11 protein-coding genes are annotated in these 16,812 nt (G+C 67.7%); 9 read left to right on the top strand and 2 right to left on the bottom strand.

All coding sequences use genetic code 11. The features are described 5' to 3' along the window. Nucleotides 1-33: 33 nt before the first annotated feature. From AB7P10_RS08180 to AB7P10_RS08145, 8 genes are all read left to right on the top strand, one after another. On the top strand, nt 34-735 hold the full coding sequence (locus tag AB7P10_RS08180; protein WP_428293353.1) for a hypothetical protein: 702 nt from the start codon (nt 34-36) through the stop codon (nt 733-735). Continuing rightward, nucleotides 732-8,432: a hemagglutinin repeat-containing protein gene (locus AB7P10_RS08175; protein WP_428293352.1), complete on the top strand. Its 7,701-nt coding sequence runs from the start codon at nt 732-734 to the stop codon at nt 8,430-8,432. Before AB7P10_RS08180 ends, AB7P10_RS08175 begins: the two co-directional genes overlap by 4 nt. A 581-nt stretch (nt 8,433-9,013) precedes the next feature. Next, on the top strand, nt 9,014-9,613 hold the full coding sequence (locus AB7P10_RS08170; protein WP_428293351.1) for a hypothetical protein: 600 nt from the start codon (nt 9,014-9,016) through the stop codon (nt 9,611-9,613). Between the two features lie 35 nt (nt 9,614-9,648). Further along, nucleotides 9,649-10,212: a hypothetical protein gene (locus AB7P10_RS08165; protein WP_428293350.1), complete on the top strand. Its 564-nt coding sequence runs from the start codon at nt 9,649-9,651 to the stop codon at nt 10,210-10,212. Between the two features lie 155 nt (nt 10,213-10,367). Continuing rightward, complete coding sequence (locus AB7P10_RS08160; protein WP_428293349.1) at nt 10,368-11,072, top strand: haloacid dehalogenase type II; 705 nt, start codon at nt 10,368-10,370, stop codon at nt 11,070-11,072. Between the two features lie 52 nt (nt 11,073-11,124). Then, entirely contained in the window at nt 11,125-13,335 is a 2,211-nt protein-coding gene (locus AB7P10_RS08155) for a malate synthase G (protein WP_428293348.1), read from the top strand. Then, nucleotides 13,308-13,637, top strand: coding sequence for a hypothetical protein (locus tag AB7P10_RS08150; RefSeq protein WP_428293347.1), 330 nt, complete (start codon nt 13,308-13,310; stop codon nt 13,635-13,637). Before AB7P10_RS08155 ends, AB7P10_RS08150 begins: the two co-directional genes overlap by 28 nt. A gap of 48 nt (nt 13,638-13,685) precedes the next feature. Beyond that, on the top strand, nt 13,686-14,846 hold the full coding sequence (locus AB7P10_RS08145; RefSeq protein WP_428293346.1) for an ATP-binding protein: 1,161 nt from the start codon (nt 13,686-13,688) through the stop codon (nt 14,844-14,846). 68 nt (nt 14,847-14,914) lie between these two features. On the opposite strand, the gene AB7P10_RS08140 is transcribed toward AB7P10_RS08145, so the two are convergent. Further along, nucleotides 14,915-15,661, bottom strand: a complete 747-nt coding sequence (locus tag AB7P10_RS08140) for an SGNH/GDSL hydrolase family protein (protein ID WP_428293345.1) — start codon at nt 15,659-15,661, stop codon at nt 14,915-14,917. A gap of 50 nt (nt 15,662-15,711) precedes the next feature. Continuing rightward, a complete protein-coding gene (locus AB7P10_RS08135) occupies nt 15,712-16,482 on the bottom strand; it encodes a M48 family metalloprotease (RefSeq protein WP_428293344.1) in 771 nt (256 codons plus the stop codon). A 36-nt stretch (nt 16,483-16,518) separates the two neighbouring features. Here AB7P10_RS08135 and AB7P10_RS08130 point away from each other — a divergent pair. Next, the coding region (locus AB7P10_RS08130; protein ID WP_428293343.1) for an Lrp/AsnC family transcriptional regulator at nt 16,519-16,812 on the top strand (294 nt) is incomplete at its 3' end.

The following is a 16,812-nucleotide window of genomic DNA, read 5'->3' as shown; positions in this document are numbered from 1 at the left end:
GACCCATCACACCCACCAAGGAGGATTTGACCCATGACTGACACGTTCCAGCGAGCAGACGCCGTTGCAGAAGGCGCGGCGTTTCTTGAGACCGTGGTGCGCTACCACGTGCAGGATGACGCGGGCATTCCAGCCGAGACCTGTATCACCTGCGCGGCCTGGATGGCTGGCACCTTGCTGTTCCGGCTGGAGGAGCAGCACGCCCGGCACCTGCCTCGAGGATGCGTGGTCCTCAGCGATCGCGTGAACCAGCGGCTGCCAGCGCTGATGGGGTTGGTCGGTGCCATGGCCGCCGACGGAGAGCCCGCCGCGCCCGAGATCGACCAGACCGCGCCGCCCCAGACCATGCCACCGCTGCGGCTGACGCTCGCGCAGGCACAGGACCTGCTCGATCCGGTGTACCTGAGCTACGCACGGCGTCATGCCCTCACGCCTGAGCAGGCTCTGATGGCAGCCACTCGCGCCACCGGCCAGCTCGCGGCCCGGATGCGTCACGTGCTGGGTCTGCCCATCTCGACACACCTTGCCCAGTACGGGCTTCTCGAAGCAAGCAAGACCGCACCGCGTTGGCCGCAAAGGCACGATTTCGCCGCGACTCACCTGAAACGCTTCGCGTCGATTCTTCCGCGCCGATCAGTCTGGCAGCAGGTGCGTACGGTCCTGAATGGATGGGCAATGCCGCATGGCCAGGACCCGGACCAGCGGGGCGTGAACACAGCAGGGGGTCTGCGATGAACCGCAACACCCATCGCGTCGTCTTCAACCCCACGCGCGGCCTGCTCATGGCCGTGAGCGAAGTCGCCCCAGCCCATGGCAGCGGCTCGCACGCTGGAGGCCGGACAACGACCACGTCCCCCGGGCGGCGTCCGTCGCGCTGGCGCCTGTCCAGCCTGGCGCTGGCGCTGGCCCTGGGCTGGGTGAGCGCGGCGATGGCCCAGATCGTGGCCGATCCCACCGCGCCCGGCGCGCAACGCCCCACGGTGCTGGCGGCCCCCAACGGGGTGCCCACGATCAACATCACCACGCCGAGCGCAGCCGGCGTCTCGCGCAACACCTACAGCCAATTCGACGTGCAGGGCCATGGAGCGATCCTCAACAACAGCCGCACCGACACGCCCACCCAGTTGGGCGGCTGGGTGCAGGGCAATCCCTGGCTGGCTGCCGGCGGCGCGCGCGTGATCCTCAACGAGGTCAACAGCAGCCACCCCAGTCACCTCAACGGGCACGTCGAGGTGGCCGGTCAGCGCGCCGAAGTGGTCATCGCCAACCCGGCGGGCATCGAGGTCAACGGTGGCGGGTTCATCAACGCGAGCGGCGTGACGCTGACCACCGGTGCACCGGTGATGAGCAACGGACATCTCGACGCCTTCCGGGTGCGCGGCGGCCAGGTGCGCATCGACGGCCTGGGCCTGGACACCCGCGACGCCGACCATACCCGCATCCTCGCCCGCGCCATGCAGGTCAACGCGGGGCTGTGGGCGCGCGAGCTCTCGGTAGCGCTCGGCGCCAACGACGTGCCGGCACTCGCCTCGGGCGCCGACCTGCAGGCCACGCCAGCCGCTGGCACAGGCATCGCGCCCGGGTACTTGCTGGATGTGGCCGCGCTGGGCGGCATGTACGCCGGCAAGATCGGCCTGGTGGGCACCGCTGCCGGCCTGGGTGTCAACAACCGCGGCACGCTCGCCGCCGACGACGGGGACTGGGTGCTGCGCACCGACGGCTGGCTCACCAACACCGGCACCATCGTCGCCAGTGGCAATGCCACCGCCCAGGTTGGCGGCGACATCCACAACGCCGGCAGCGGCCTGATCGCCTCAGGGCAGAACACCACGCTCGATGCCGCCGCGCTGCGCAGCGACGCCAACGCCGTGCTCGCGGCGGGTCTGGGGGCGGACGGTCAGCTCAGCGGCACAGGCACGCTCGCCCTGAACGCCGCGCAGCAGATCATCCTGCAAGGCCAGGCGCTGGCGGCCGGCAGCCTCTCGGCGCACACGGCCGGCGCGCTGGTCACCGACGGGGCACGGCTGCGCGCAGCGCAGATCGCGCTGAACGCGGCATCGCTGTCCAACGTGGGCGGCGAGATCGCGCAGAACGGCAGCGGCACGCTGGTCCTCACCATCGGTGGCCCGATCGACAACACCGACGGCGCCCTGCTCGGCAACGGTGGCCTCGAGGTCGCCAGCGCGGGCACGTTCACCAACCGGCGTGGCACTGTGCAGGCCGTGGGTGACGCCCGCATCGACACCGCGGTCGCGGCGCTCGACAACACAGGCGGGCTTATCACGGCGCAGGGCGCGCTGCGTCTCGACGTCGGCGACCTCGCCAACCATGCCGAAGGTCCCCGCGCGGGCCAGATCGGCAGCAACGGTGACCTCACGCTCACGGCCGCCCTGCTGAGCAACGGCATCGACGGCGCCACCCGCTCCACGCTCTGGTCAGGCCAGACCCTGAGCGTGCAGGCGCAGCAGCTGACCAACGACGCCGAGATCGCGGGCGACACCGTGCTGCTACAGATCCAGGGTGGCGCGACGAACACGGCCATCGGCACCGTCTCGGCCGTCCAGGCCATCGACATCGGCGCTGACGCCTTCAGCAACCGCGGCCTCGTGCACGCCAACGAAGCCGGCGGCACCAGTCGGGTGCGCATCCAGGCCGCCACCGTGGACAACCTCGGTGGCGCCGCGATCTATGGCGATCGCGTGGCCATTGCGGCGCACACCCTGAACAACCGGCCCGACGCCAGCGAGCCGGTCGCGCCCGTCATTGCGGCGCGCGAGCAGCTCGATATCGGCGCTCACACCCTGCACAACGAAGACGGCGCGCTCATCTACAGCGGCGGCGATCTGCGCATGGGTGGCGCCCTTGATGCCGCGGGCGCCGCCACCGGCCTGGCGCAATCGGTGAACAACCTGAGCGCCACCATCGAAGCTGCGGCCAATCTGACCATTGCCAGCGACGCGCTCACCAACGAGCGCCGCAACGCTTCCGTGCACCAGGCCACGCTGCTCAGCCAGACGGCCCACCTGAACATGCCCTCGTGGTGGGTCAACGGCCAGAACGAGCACGGCGCCGCCATCGAAGGCACGTCCAACTACACACCCCACCTGTTCTATCTGCTCGACCCCGCGTCCATCCTGAACGATGAGGCGCTGGTCACGCCCGATGGCAACGTGATCCACCGCATCGAGGTGGCTCTGGACCCGACCGATTCGATCCATTTCGCCGCCTCCGGCGCCTACGCTGGCGGGTACGGCGTGCGCGAACGGGTCACGGTGGGCGCGCCCACCACCGCGGTGCTGTACGTGCAGCAGCGCACCGACAACGTGACCAACCCCGACCAGGTGCCGGGCAGCGCGCACGTGTTCGCGGCCAGCACCGCCAGCGTCACCTCCTGGCAGCACAACACCCTCAACTACAACACCGCCTATGGCCGCTGCAGCACGGATTGCACGCTGCTCGTCGTGCAACCGGGCTACAACGCCCCGCAAAGCCTGATCGTGCGCGACACGCAGCGGGCTCTCACTTCCACGCACGCAGGGCTGGAGGTCTCGCGCACGGCGCGCCATACCGTGGTCGAGGACCGGCTCAACGCCGATGCGGGCGCACCGGCGGCCATTCGCGCCGGTGGCGACATGGTGCTGAACGTCGGCACAGCCCTGGTCAACCGCTACGCCGACATCCAGGCCGGCACCGAGCTGGACGTGCAGGCGGGCGGCGCGAGCGTGACCAACGAAGGCCAGACGCTCATGCGAACGCACCGGTTCCGCATCACCTCCCACACCGCCGGCCAGGGCGACTTCGACTGGACCGCGCCCGACATCAGCGAGGTCATCGGTCACGCCGGCGGCACGCTCTCCGGCGCGCAGCAGGTCAGCATCGCGGCCCAGAGTCTGAGCAACACCGACCTGGCACGCAGCACCGGCCTGCCCGCCAGCGGACTGGGTTTCCTGGGTGTATCGACGCCGGGCCCGAACGATGCACTCAGCGTGCCGCCCAGCGCGCTGCTGCGGCCTGCCGCCCCCGACAGCGCCTACCTGGTCGAGACCGACCCGCGCTTTACCGACCACCGCCAGTGGCTGGGCAGCGACCACCTGCTGGGCGCACTCGCCAGCGATCCCACCGCGCTGCAGAAGCGCTTGGGCGACGGCTTCTTCGAACAGAAGCTCGTGCGCGAACAGGTGGCCCAGCTCACGGGGCGGCGCTTTCTGCCGGGTCACACCAGCGACGAGGCCCAGTTCCTCGCGCTGATGGAAGCGGGCGTGGCCCACGCACAGGCCTGGAACCTGGTGCCCGGCGTGGCGCTGAGCGCCGAGCAGATGGCCCAGCTCACCAGCGATCTGGTCTGGCTGGTCGAGCGCGAGGTGGTGCTGCCCGACGGCACGAAAACCACCGCCCTCGTGCCGCAGGTCTACGTGCGCCAGGTCAGGGACGGCGAGATCACCCCCGCCGGCGCACTCATCGCCGGTGAGAACGTGCGCCTGGACATCGCGCAGGACATCATCAACACCGGCGGCACGCTGGTCGGCAACAGCGTGGTGCTGCAGGCCGGGCGCGACATCGCGAACATCGGCGGCCTGCTGCAGGGCGGCAGCACCCTGGTGGCCAGTGCCGGGCGCGACGTCAGCGTGCTCAGCACCACCCACAGCAGCGCCTTCGCAGGCCGCTACGTCGAGCAAAGCCGGACCGAGCTCGCCAGCGTGGGCGCGCTGCGCGTGGGCAATGCCGACGGCGCCACCCTGATCGTGAACGCGGGGCGCGACGTGACCCTGCAGGGCGCCAGCGTGGGCAACGCGTCGGCCACCGGCAGCACCGCCGTCCAGGCCGGGCGCGACGTGCGGCTGCAGACCGTGACCGTGGGCCGCACGGACAACACGGAATACAACGCGAAGAACTACCAGCGCCACAGCCAGCGCCAGGAGGTGGGCACGAGCGTGGCGGCGCTGGGCGACATCGCCATCGGCGCGGGCCACGACATGGTGGCGCGCGCGGCCAGCGTGGAGGCGCTGGGCGCCCTGAGCGTGCAGGCGGGTAACACCATCGCGCTGCAGGCCGGCAGAGCGGCGAGCGAGAGCGCGTCGAGCGTGTACACCCAACGCAGCGGCATGCTGAGCAAGAAGAGCACCGAAGAGGTGAAGCGCTCGGCCAGCGACGTGGCGCTGGGTTCGAGCTTCTCGGGCGCCAACGTGGTGCTGGAGGCCGGCCAGGACATCCAGATCCAGGGCAGCAGCGTCAACGCGCAGGATCTCCTGCTGCTCGACGCGGGCCGCGATGTCGCCATCACCTCCGAGCAGAACACCGAATCGGGGTCCTACTTCTCGGAGGTCAAGAAGTCCGGCTTCAACGCCGACCTGATGGACGGTGTGTCCTACGGCAAGGGCCGCCAGAACATCACCCAGACCTACACCGCCAAGACCCAGGCCGGCAGCAGCGTCACTGGCGGCGATGTCACCGTGCAGGCTGGGCGAGACGCTGTCGTGCGCTCCAGTGTGGTCATCGCCGATGCGGACCTCACTGTCATCGCCGGGCGCGACGTCCGCGTGGAGGCGGCCAGCGACACCCTGACCAGCAACAACGAGTCCCACGCCAAGTCCACCACCATCGGCATCGAAGCCGGTGCCAGCGGCCGCTTCACCGGTTTCGGCCAGACCCGATCTGCCCAGGACGGCGCGAGCACGAGTGAGACGGCGGTGCAAAGCCTGCTCAGCGCCAACGCCGGCAACCTTACCCTGATCGCCGGCACCGACAGCCAATACCAAGGCACGGGCGCCGGCAACGTGAACACGCAGGGCGGCACGCTGCTGGCGCAAGACACCGTGGCCCTCTCGGGCAACAGCGTCACCCTGGGCACGGCCAACAGCCAGAACAACAGCGAGTTCCACGCCCAGAGCAAGAACTTCACCATCGGCAGCCAGCTCAGCGGTGTGGTCGGCGGCCTCATTACCCAGTTGGGCGACGCGGTGCAGACAGCCCGCCACGCCGACAACGAGCGCCTGCAGGCCGCTGCCGCCCTCAAGGCCGGCTACGACGCCTACAAGCTCGCGGGCGCGCAGGGGGTGGGCTTCACCGCATCTGCGGGCACTGCTGAGAAACCCGGCGATCCCGGGGCTGCGGGCATCGGCATCAGCGCCTCCATTGGCAGCAGCAAGTCCCGCCAGGACGAACGCCAGACCACCACCCAGCAAGCCGGCACAGTCATCCAGGCCAGCCAGATCAGCATCCAGGCCCATGAAGCAGACCTCAACGCCGTCGGCGCCCAGCTGCAGGCACAGGACATCGCCCTGCAGGCCGCTGGCGACATCGATCTGCAAGCCGCCAAGAACACCGCCTCCCTGCACAACACCAACAGCGGCAGCAGCGCGGGTCTGGGCGTGACCTTCGGGTTTGGCGAGCAGAACGGCATCAGCTTCCAGGCCAGCGCCAGCCGGGCCAAGGGCAGCGGTGAGGGCAGCGAGACCACGCACGACAACACGGTCGTCACTGCCACCAATACCCTCACCGTGCGCAGCGGGGCCGACACGAACCTGCGTGGCGCGCAGCTGGCCGGCGACACGGTCATCTCCGACATCGGCGGCGACCTGAACATTCAGACCCTGCAGGACACGAGCCAGTACGCCTCCGACCAGAAGAGTTCAGGCTTCAGCGTGAGCGTGTGCGTGCCACCCATCTGCTACGGCAACATGGTGACAGGCTCGGTAAGTACGGCCGAAGAACAGATCGATCACGACTTCACAAGCGTGAACCAGCAAAGCGGCATTGCCGCCGGCGCCGGCGGCTTCGACATCACCGTCGCCGGCAACACCGACCTGCAGGGTGCTGCCATCACCAGCAGCGCCACGCGGGACAAGAGCCGGCTCACCACCGGCAGCCTCACCTACAGCGACCTCACCAACACCCAGACCACGTACGCCGAAAGCGAATCGATGAGCCTGGGTTATGGCGGGGCCGGGGTCGTGGCGACGGTGGCGACCAACGTGGTCGGGAACGTGCTGGTCAACGAGGTGGGTGGGCGTGGGCTGCCCGAGGAACGCAGTGAGGTCACCACAACGCAGAGCGTGATCAGCCCGGGCACCATCACGGTCATAGGCGGCGATGCCGACAGCGCCGAGAACGTGGCCGCCCTGACGAACCGGGACGCGAGCACGGCCAACCAGACACTGACCAATGCGCTGACGCTGCAGCAGGCGCAGGAACTGAAAGCGCAGCAGCAGGCAGCGCGCGAGAACCAGATCGCAGCCAACACCATCGGCGCAGCGGTGACCAACGCCATCGGCGATGTGGCGCAAGCCCAAGGCTGGCCCGATGGCAGTTGGCAGAAAACGGCGCTGCACGGCATGGCCGGGGTGATTCAGGCCCAGGTGGGGGACACCGATATGGGTAAGGCGGTGACGGCGGCGATGCTCAACGAGCAGCTCACCCCGATGCTGGAGACATACCTGCTCGGCCAGGGCCTCACCAAGAGCAGCCCGGAGTTCAAAACCCTGATAACGGCGGCGTCAACGCTGCTGGGCTCGGCGTTCGATGCGGCCAGCGTGACGTATGCGGCCACGGTCAACAACTACCTGAAGCACCACGAGCGCCAGGCGCTGAGCAAGGCCGACAGAGCTTGCAAGACATCTGGACAGCAATGCGAGACGGCCGCCGCACTTAAGTACAAGGACGAACTCAGTGATCGATTGTTGGCCAACGCCGTAGCCACCTGCCAAGGCAGCGACTGCAACGACGCGGTCAACTTCATCAACCAGCAGCTGGCTGACGTTGGCTGCACCAGCCCCCAAGCGTGCCCCGATCAGACGACGCTGTTGAGCTACTGGGCCGTGGCGCAGCAGAAGGCCCAGGGGCTCGATGGGGTCTATCCCGAGACCTGGCTGCTCGATGCCAAGGCGGTGCTGGACTTGGGCAAGCTGGGCATTCGGGTGGCCACCAGCGGGGCGCGCAGCAACCTCGATGCGCTGGGGCAACTGAGCAAGACGTCGGCCGATGATCTGGCGACAATCGAAAACAATCTCCTGCGCGACGACTGGCAGCAGTTCGATCAGTACCGTCTTCCCAATTCAACACGGCCTGGCGGCGAGTGGGACTGGCAGCGGCAAGCACCTAACAACGGAGCAGTCCCGGGTACCGCGAAAACATCGACCGTCGATGTTGGCAGTACCCTGGATCGGTACGGTTCAAGAAGAGGTGAGTACCTCTCGCCAATCAACACGCCCTTCGAGCAGCGGGCACTTCCTCCAGGGAAGCAGGCAGATCCGTACGAGCAGTACCCGGTCCTCAAGCCGTTCACCGTCGTGGAGGAGAAAGTCGCACCGGCTTTCAACCAACCAGGAGGCGGAGTGCAGTTGCGCGCGATCATTCCGGAGGTCAAGGAAGGCTACGCTCGCATCGATGAACTCATTCGTTATGGGTATCTAAAGGATCCAAAGGCCAAGCCATGAACATTCAATGGGATGATCGATACGAGTTTCCACCGCCATTTCCAGATCCTGATCCTGGGTGGCCGTTGAGAGAACTCGCCACTGAACTTCTGCGACTGAAGGTCGATGTGGATGTACGGCTGCTGGGCGTGGCAGATGCCTTTCCGGATGGAGGTTGGTGCATTCACGAAGAGGGCAACGTGTGGCTGGTCTATCACTCAGAACGAGGTCGACGTTCTCGACCGTCCTTGTTCACAAGCTCGTTCGATGCCGCCAACTTTTATTTGTGGGTTCACGTATGCGACCCGAGAGCTGACAGCACCTCTGTGGGTCGCTTACCGAGGATTCGGTGACGGAAGCCCAATGGGCTTGACTCGATCCGGATCCAGTCGACACCCCGATCCCGGACTCACCCCCTGAGCCTCCACCAGGCCCTGTTGCTCGACGCTCCACCGAACAAGGGTTCGACGCGTCCAAGGAGGATTGTTGCGCTTGCGGTGCCAACTACTTCGGGTCGTTCGCCACCTCCGTACAAGTATCCCGCTGGTGCCTGGCGTCACAGGCACACCACCAACCAACCACTCACACCAGGAGGACGTCCAATGAATTCCAACCCCAACCGCATGCTTCTGTGTGCCGCCATGGCAACGGCACCAGCCCTTCTCGCCGGCTGCGCACTGGGCAAAACATATGCCGAAATTGATCCCGAAGGGGCCAGGGAGGAGGTGCGCCGTCACACGGGCTACTACGCCTTGCAGGAAGTGACGCCCGGCAAGGCCAAACTGGTTCTGCGCACCACGGGGCCCGGCGTCTCCGTGCAATACGCCACCAGCACAGCCGACACGCCATGCGAGGGTATGGAGAAGCAAGGCACCGTGCGTGACGTGGGTCGTGGTGTGCTGCTGCCGTCGATCGCCAAACTCTCATTCGGCAGCAAGGAGTTTGTCGAGAAGGAGTTGGAGGCGCCCGCGAACGTCCAGGTGCAAGGCCTCGGAAACTTCTCGCATTCGAACCCCTTCATGTTTGGATGGAGCCAATGTGGTCCAGTAACGGCCCGCTTCCAAGCCCTGCCGAACCACGCCTATTTGGTGAACTTCCAGTCCACAGACCGCCAATGCAGGCTGGAGGTCTTCAACGCGACCGACCCGGACGCCCCTGTACCGGTAGCGTTCGAGAACTTTGCCCACTGCACGGAGCCATGACCCGCGGTCGACCCGAACGCCTTCAAGAGAACCACATGAACGCACCCAAAAAACTCCTCGTCATTGCCACACTGTCCACCGCATTGCTCCTCACCGCCTGCGGCTCCCGCGGCCCCACCGCCGCCGAACCGGAACCGCCCGCGCCCTCTGCTTCAGCGCACAACACCGTCATCCTGCCCGCCGTCACCTACGGACAGACAGCGAGCGGCCTGCAACTGGGCAAGAGCGATGACACATGTGATGTGCCCGCGTCGTTGGTGCAAGCGATCCGGGAGCAGTTGGAAGCGCCGTACGAATTTGCCGTGTCGGCGCCTTCGGCCAGCGTGGCCGGTGCCCCGACCCTGCGCGTTCAGGTCACCGACATCCTGGCCAACGCTGGCGGCATGTATGGCGGCCCGAAGATCGTGCAGTTGCGCGGCGTGCTGGAACGCCCGGGCGCGGCGCCCTCGCACTTCGACGCGAAGCGCCAGATGTTTCTGCATTTCGGCCTGCCTCGCAGCACCTGCAACATGGTCGGGCGGGTGACGTATTCGCTGGGCGGCGATATCGCGGCCTGGCTGCAGGAGCCAGTGGACGGCGCCCAACTGGGCGAACTGTAAAGGCGACACCTACCGTCTCCGCCAATGACGCGCTGCGCCCCCTCCAGGAGGCGCACGCCCAACAGCCGCGTCCGAGGAATTACACGCTTTCAAGTCACAAATAACCCACAAAAAACAGATTCAATGCGCGCCCAAGTGTGGAATACAGTCCCCCCATGGACCACAAGCCACTCCGCGCCGTTCTGTTTGATGCCTATGGCACGCTGTTTGACGTCTACAGCGTCGGGCTGCTGGCCGAGCAGCTCTTTCCCGGGCAGGGTGCGCGGCTGGCCACGCTGTGGCGGGACAAGCAGATTGAATACACCCGGCTGGTGACCACCAGCAACCACGGTGCGCACTACCGGCCGTTCTGGACGCTGACGCAGAACGCGCTGGCGTATGCGATCAAGACGATTGCGCCCGAGGCGCGTGGTGACGGGTGGCCGGCGTTCGAGGAGCGCGCGGGCCGCCTGATGAACCAGTACCGGCACCTCTCGGCCTTTCCGGAAAACCGCGAGGTGCTGCAGGCGCTGCGCGAGCGCGGCATCGTCACCGGCATCCTCTCCAACGGCGACCCGGACATGCTGGGCATTTCGGTGCGCAGCGCCGGGCTGGAAGGCCTGCTGGACCACGTGATCAGCGTGGACGGCATCCGCAAGTACAAGACCCACCCCGAGGCCTATGCGCTGGGCGAGCAGGCCACCGGCCTGCCTTGCGCGCAAATTGCTTTCGTCAGCAGCAACGCCTGGGACGCGCTGGCCGCCACCTGGTACGGCTACCGCACGCTGTGGGTGAACCGGCTGAACCTGCCGTTCGAGGAACTGGGCACGCCGCCGCACCGCACGGGTTCGAACCTGCGCGACGTGCTGGAGATGCTGTGACCTCTTTCCTGCGCCGCCCACACCTGTTTTCTTTTCCCTACTGGAGCTTTCCATGACGCAACGCACCCCCATCCACGGCCTGAAGGTGGCCACCGAGCTGTACGACTTCATCAACCAGCAGGTGCTGCCCGGCACTGGTGTGAGCGAAGCGGCGTTCTGGAAGGGTTTTGACGCCATCGTGGCGGACCTGGCGCCCAAGAACGCCGCCCTGCTGGGCGAACGCGACCGCCTGCAGAGCGAGCTGGACACCTGGCACAGCGCCAACCCCGGCCCGATCCGCGACATGGTGGCCTACCGCAAGTTCCTGGAGACGATTGGCTACCTGGTGCCCGAGCCGAAGAAGGTGAAGGCGACCACGAAGAACGTGGACGACGAACTGGCCGTGCAGGCCGGCCCGCAGCTGGTGGTGCCGATCCTGAATGCGCGCTATGCGCTCAACGCGGCGAACGCGCGCTGGGGCTCGCTGTACGACGCGCTGTACGGCACGGACGTGATCTCTGAAGACAAGGGCTGCGGCAAGGCCGGCCCCAAGGGCGGCTACAACCCCAAGCGCGGCGCGAAAGTGATTGAGTACGCGCGCTACGTGCTGGACCGCTGCGCACCGCTGAAGAAGGGTTCGCACGTCGGCTCGACCAGCTACAAGGTCAACAAGGACGGCGAGCTGGTGGTGGGCCTGGCCGAAGGCGGCACCAGCAAGCTGGCGGACAAGGCGCAGTTCGTGGGCTACCAGGGCGATGTCAAGGCCCCCAGCGCCGTGCTGCTGGCACACAACGGCCTGCACCTGGAGATCCAGATCGACCGCAGCACGCCCATCGGCAAGGGCGACGCCGCCGGCGTGAGCGACCTGGTGGTGGAGGCCGCGCTGTCCACCATCCTGGACCTGGAAGACTCGATCGCCGCCGTGGACGCCGAAGACAAGGTGCTGGCGTACCGCAACTGGCTCGGCATCCTGCAGGGCACGCTGACGGAGTCCGTCACCAAGGGCGGCAAGACCTTCACACGCGGCCTCAACGCCGACCGCGAATACACCACGCCCCAGGGCAAGAAGGGCGGCGTTCGCCTGCACGGCCGCTCGCTCATGTTCCTGCGCAACGTGGGCCACCTGATGACCAACCCCGCCATCCTCTGGGGCGCGGACGACAAGGAAATCCCCGAGGGCATCATGGACGCGATGGTCACCACCACCATCGCCCTGCACGACCTCAAGCGCTCGAAGAAGGACGCCATCCGCAACTCGCGCAAGGGCTCGGTCTACATCGTCAAGCCCAAGATGCACGGCCCGCGCGAGGTGGCGTTTGCCGCCGAGCTGTTCGGCCGCGTGGAGCAGGTGCTGGGCCTCAAGGACAGCACGGTCAAGCTCGGCATCATGGACGAGGAGCGCCGCACCTCCGTCAACCTCAAGGCCTGCATTGCCGCGGCCGCCAGCCGCGTGGCCTTCATCAACACCGGCTTCCTGGACCGCACCGGCGACGAGATGCACACCGCCATGCTGGCCGGCCCCATGGTGCGCAAGGGCGACATGAAGGCCAGCGCCTGGATCCAGAGCTACGAGAAGAACAACGTGATCGTGGGCCTGGCCTGCGGCCTGCGCGGCAAGGCGCAGATCGGCAAGGGCATGTGGGCCATGCCCGACCTGATGAAGGCCATGCTGGAACAGAAGATCGGCCACCCAAAGGCCGGCGCCAACACCGCCTGGGTGCCCAGCCCCACCGGCGCCACGCTGCACGCGCTGCACTACCACCAGGTGCTGGTGTCGGACGTGCAGAAGGGCCTGGAGAAGATCGACGCCACCGCCGAGCGCGACAACCTCCTCACCGGCCTGCTGACCATTCCCGTGAGCAGCAACCCGAACTGGAGCGCCGCCGAGAAGCAGCAGGAGCTGGACAACAACGTGCAGGGCATCCTGGGCTATGTGGTGCGCTGGGTCGACCAGGGCGTGGGCTGCTCCAAGGTGCCCGACATCCACAACGTCGGCCTGATGGAAGACCGCGCCACGCTGCGCATCAGCAGCCAGCACATCGCCAACTGGCTGCACCACGGCATCGTGACCGAAGCCCAAGTGACGAAGACCTTCGAGCGCATGGCCGCCGTGGTGGACGGCCAGAACGCCGGCGACCCGCTGTACAAAAAGATGGCCGGCAACTTCAAGACCAGCAAAGCCTACCTGGCCGCGCTGGACCTCGTGTTCAAGGGCAAGGAACAGCCGAGTGGGTACACCGAGCCGCTGCTGCACGCGTGGCGTTTGAAGGTGAAGGCGGGCTGAACCTGCACTACCTGATCTTCGACGCCAGCGACGACGGCGAGGGCACCGGCACCTGGGAGGCCATGGCCAGCGTGCGCGCCGCGCAGCTGCCTGCGGTGCTGGCCGAGGTGAAGGCCTTGCTGGCCTGGGCCGAGGCCCACGCGCCCGGGCCGCGCGGGCCGCTGGACGAGGGTGGCGCCTGGGACGCGGACGAGCAGGTGCAGACCGAAGCGGGCGACTGGACCACGGTGACGCTGACGCTCACCGGGCCGTGGGACTGGGGAGAGGCGCTGGTGGCGCACTTCGCCGGGCCGGGAGATTGACCCGAATTAACCTTGCAAATCATGGAATTAATATCCATAATTGCAAGGATGTTTGACCGACAAACCACCCCTCGGCTGCTGGACGAACTGGCCCATATGCCTGCGGTGGCGCTGCTCGGGCCGCGGCAGGTGGGCAAGACCACGCTCGCACTGGACGTCGCGCAACAGCGCCCCAGCCTGTATCTGGACCTGGAGTCGGAACGGGATCGCGCGCGCCTGGCCGAGCCCGAGCTGTACCTGTCGCAGCACCAGGACAAGCTGGTCATCATCGACGAGGTGCACCGGGCGCCGGCGCTGTTCCCGGTGCTGCGCGGCCTGATCGACCAGGCGCGCCGGGATGGCCGGCGCCAGGGGCTTTATCTGCTGCTGGGTTCGGCCTCGCTGGACCTCCTCCAGCAATCGGGCGAGACGCTCGCCGGGCGCATCGCCTACCTGGAGCTGGGCCCGCTGAACGTCACCGAAACCGGCGCGGACAGCCTGAACGCGCTGTGGCTGCGCGGCGGCTTTCCAGACAGTTTCACCGCGCCCGATGCCGCGCGCAGCCTGCGCTGGCGCCAGAATTTCATTCGCACCTACCTCGAACGCGACATTCCCCAACTGGGGCCACGCATCGCCGCCGAGACCCTGCGGCGCTTCTGGACCATGCTGGCCCACCAGCAGGCCGGCCTGCTCAACGTCGCCCAGCTGGCGCGCAACCTGGGCGTGGACGCCAAGACCGCCCACGGCTACATCGATCTGCTGTGCGACCTGCTGCTGGTGCGCCGCCTGCAACCCTGGCACGCCAACGTGGGCAAGCGGCTGGTCAAGTCGCCCAAGGTCTATGTGCGCGACAGCGGACTGGTCCACGCCCTGCTGGACATCGGAACGCTCGAGGGCCTGCTGTCGCACCCGGTGGTGGGCGCGAGCTGGGAGGGCATGGTGGTGGAAAACCTGCTTTCAGCAGCCCCCGGGGTGCAGGGCCACTTCTACCGCACCAGCGGCGGCGCGGAGATCGACCTGCTGCTCAGCCAGCCGGACGGCGCCCTCTGGGCGGTGGAGATCAAGCGCAGCCTGAGCCCGAAGGTTGAGCGCGGCTTCCACTCGGCGTGCGAAGACCTGCAGCCGCAACACAAGGTGGTGGTGTACCCGGGCAGCGAGGTGTATCCGCTGGGGCATGGCATCGAAGCGATGCCGCTGCACGAACTCTGCCGGCATCTGGCCGGGGGTTGAGAAACGCCAGCGACTGGATTTGCAGCGGCCGATGACCGAGTGGGGTGGACGTGCGCTGCCGGCCCACCTCAGCGTGCAGGCGCCAGCACCGGCGCCAACTGCGCCTGCGCCATCAGCTCGTCGAACCACACGCGGTAGCCCGCATCGCTCGGGTGCAGGCCGTCGGCGGCGTTGAGTTCCTTCGGCCGCTGCGCGAACGGGTCGTTCGCCTTGTCCTTGAACAGGCTCACGTACGCCGCGCTTTGCTGCGTGGCCACGTCGCGCACGATGCCGTGCAGTTCGCGAGCACGCGCCGTCATGAGCCACGACACCGGCGGGAAGAAGAACGGCGCATTGCCCACATTGCCGGCCGGCATGAGGATGACGCGGTCGCTGCGCGCGCGGGCCAGCGTGATCGCGCGCTCGATGTCGGCGCGCACGGCGTCCATGCCGCGCAGGCGGATCACGTCGTTGCCGCCCGCGTTCACCAGCACCAGGTCGTAGCGCGCGGTGGCGCCTTCGAGTTGGGCGGCCACGTTGGCAAAGGTGGCGCCGTCGCGGGCGCGGTTGTCGATGCGCAGCCGGGGGTAGGCCTGGGCGAGCAGGCCGGCCAGGCTGGTCTGCGGGCTGCTCGCGCCCGTGCCCACCGCGGTGCTGTCGCCCACGATGAGCAGTCGCAGCGCGGCGTCCACCGGGGTGTGCTGCAGGGGTTCGCTGAGGCGGGCGAGCTCACCGGCCTTGCCGATGCGCCAGACCGCGCAGCCGGTCGTGGCCAGCGCCAGGACCAGAACAACCGCCAGAAGCACGGGCACGGGCCAGGAAGAGGAGGAGGTCATCGCCCCAGTCTATGCGCAGACCGGCTGCCGGTCGGAAAGGGAGCGGCCGTTCAGCGCTGTGGGGCGCCGCGCGCCACGGCATCGGCCGCCGCCTCGCGCGCGCGTTCCAGCCGTTCGCGCACATCCGGGTGGGTGCCGGCCCGCATGAGCTGGGCACCGGCTCCGCTGTCGCTGTTGCTGTGCACGCCGTGGATCTTGGCCAGCGCGCTGGCCATGGCGGCGGGGTTGCGGCCCACCTGCTGCAGCAGTTCGATGCCGCGCAGGTCGGCGGCGTGTTCCTGGGCGTGCTGCAGTTCGCGCGCCTCGCGCGCCAGGGGCGAGCGCGGGTTGAACATGTGCACGCCCATCTGCTCGCGCGCTGCTTCGATGCTCAGCCGGGGCTGGCCCAGGCGCTGCAGCAGGCCACAGGCTTCCACGAGCGCGTCGTGGCTTTCGATGTGCGCGAGTTCGTGCGCGATGACGGCGGCCAGTTCATCGTCGTCCAGCGGCGTGGCGCCGCGCCACAGCGCACTGGTGAGAATGACCAGGCCGTGGTTGGCCGCGTAGGCGTTGTGTTCGCGGTCGTCCTCGAAGGCCAGCAGGTGGATGGCCGGGCCCGCGCGCAGGCGCGGCGAGGCGGCCACCAGGCTGCGCAGCATGCGATGCAGGCGAGGCGGTGCGGCCAGCACGGGCTGCTGGTCCATCATGTCGATGAGCTGGCTCTCGTCGAGCACACGCAGCTCGTGGGCGCGCTCGGGGTCGCGCAGGCAGCTCGCGTCTTGCGCGAGCGCTGGTACACCGCCCAGCCACACGGCAAGCGCCGCACCGCGCAAGACCTGCATGAAAAAACGTGATATACCGTTCATACCGTTTCCCCGATGCCTTCTTTCTACGCCGATTCATCGGCGCGGGCCAGTCGGGTTAGCGCCCCTCGGCACACTGGCGCGACGAACGGTGCCCCCGCGCCCGCATGGGCTGGCGCGCCAGTTGCTTCGTGCCCGGGCATGACACGCAACCCACCCCAACCCTCCCTCGACAATGCGCTGAGCAAGCTCGACAAGGCCTTGCTCAACATCCTGGTGAAGGACGGCCGCGCCTCGTTCGGCGACATCGCGCGCCAGCTCGGCATTTCGCGCGCGCACGCCCGGTCGCGCGTGCAGGGGCTGCAGGCC

The sequence above is a fragment of the Hydrogenophaga sp. genome (assembly GCF_050182545.1).
Lineage (GTDB): Bacteria > Pseudomonadota > Gammaproteobacteria > Burkholderiales > Burkholderiaceae_C > Hydrogenophaga.
This window is presented reverse-complemented; position numbering and strand designations above follow the sequence as displayed.

What these genes read in the sequence shown, in the direction of transcription:
- AB7P10_RS08180 (WP_428293353.1), top strand. Translation starts at nt 34, where the DNA reads ATGACTGACACGTTCCAGCGAGCAGACGCCGTTGCAGAAGGCGCGGCG.
- AB7P10_RS08175 (WP_428293352.1), top strand. Translation starts at nt 732, where the DNA reads ATGAACCGCAACACCCATCGCGTCGTCTTCAACCCCACGCGCGGCCTG.
- AB7P10_RS08170 (WP_428293351.1), top strand. Translation starts at nt 9,014, where the DNA reads ATGAATTCCAACCCCAACCGCATGCTTCTGTGTGCCGCCATGGCAACG.
- AB7P10_RS08165 (WP_428293350.1), top strand. Translation starts at nt 9,649, where the DNA reads ATGAACGCACCCAAAAAACTCCTCGTCATTGCCACACTGTCCACCGCA.
- AB7P10_RS08160 (WP_428293349.1), top strand. Translation starts at nt 10,368, where the DNA reads ATGGACCACAAGCCACTCCGCGCCGTTCTGTTTGATGCCTATGGCACG.
- AB7P10_RS08155 (WP_428293348.1), top strand. Translation starts at nt 11,125, where the DNA reads ATGACGCAACGCACCCCCATCCACGGCCTGAAGGTGGCCACCGAGCTG.
- AB7P10_RS08145 (WP_428293346.1), top strand. Translation starts at nt 13,686, where the DNA reads ATGTTTGACCGACAAACCACCCCTCGGCTGCTGGACGAACTGGCCCAT.
- AB7P10_RS08140 (WP_428293345.1), bottom strand. Translation starts at nt 15,661, where the DNA reads ATGACCTCCTCCTCTTCCTGGCCCGTGCCCGTGCTTCTGGCGGTTGTT.
- AB7P10_RS08135 (WP_428293344.1), bottom strand. Translation starts at nt 16,482, where the DNA reads ATGCAGGTCTTGCGCGGTGCGGCGCTTGCCGTGTGGCTGGGCGGTGTA.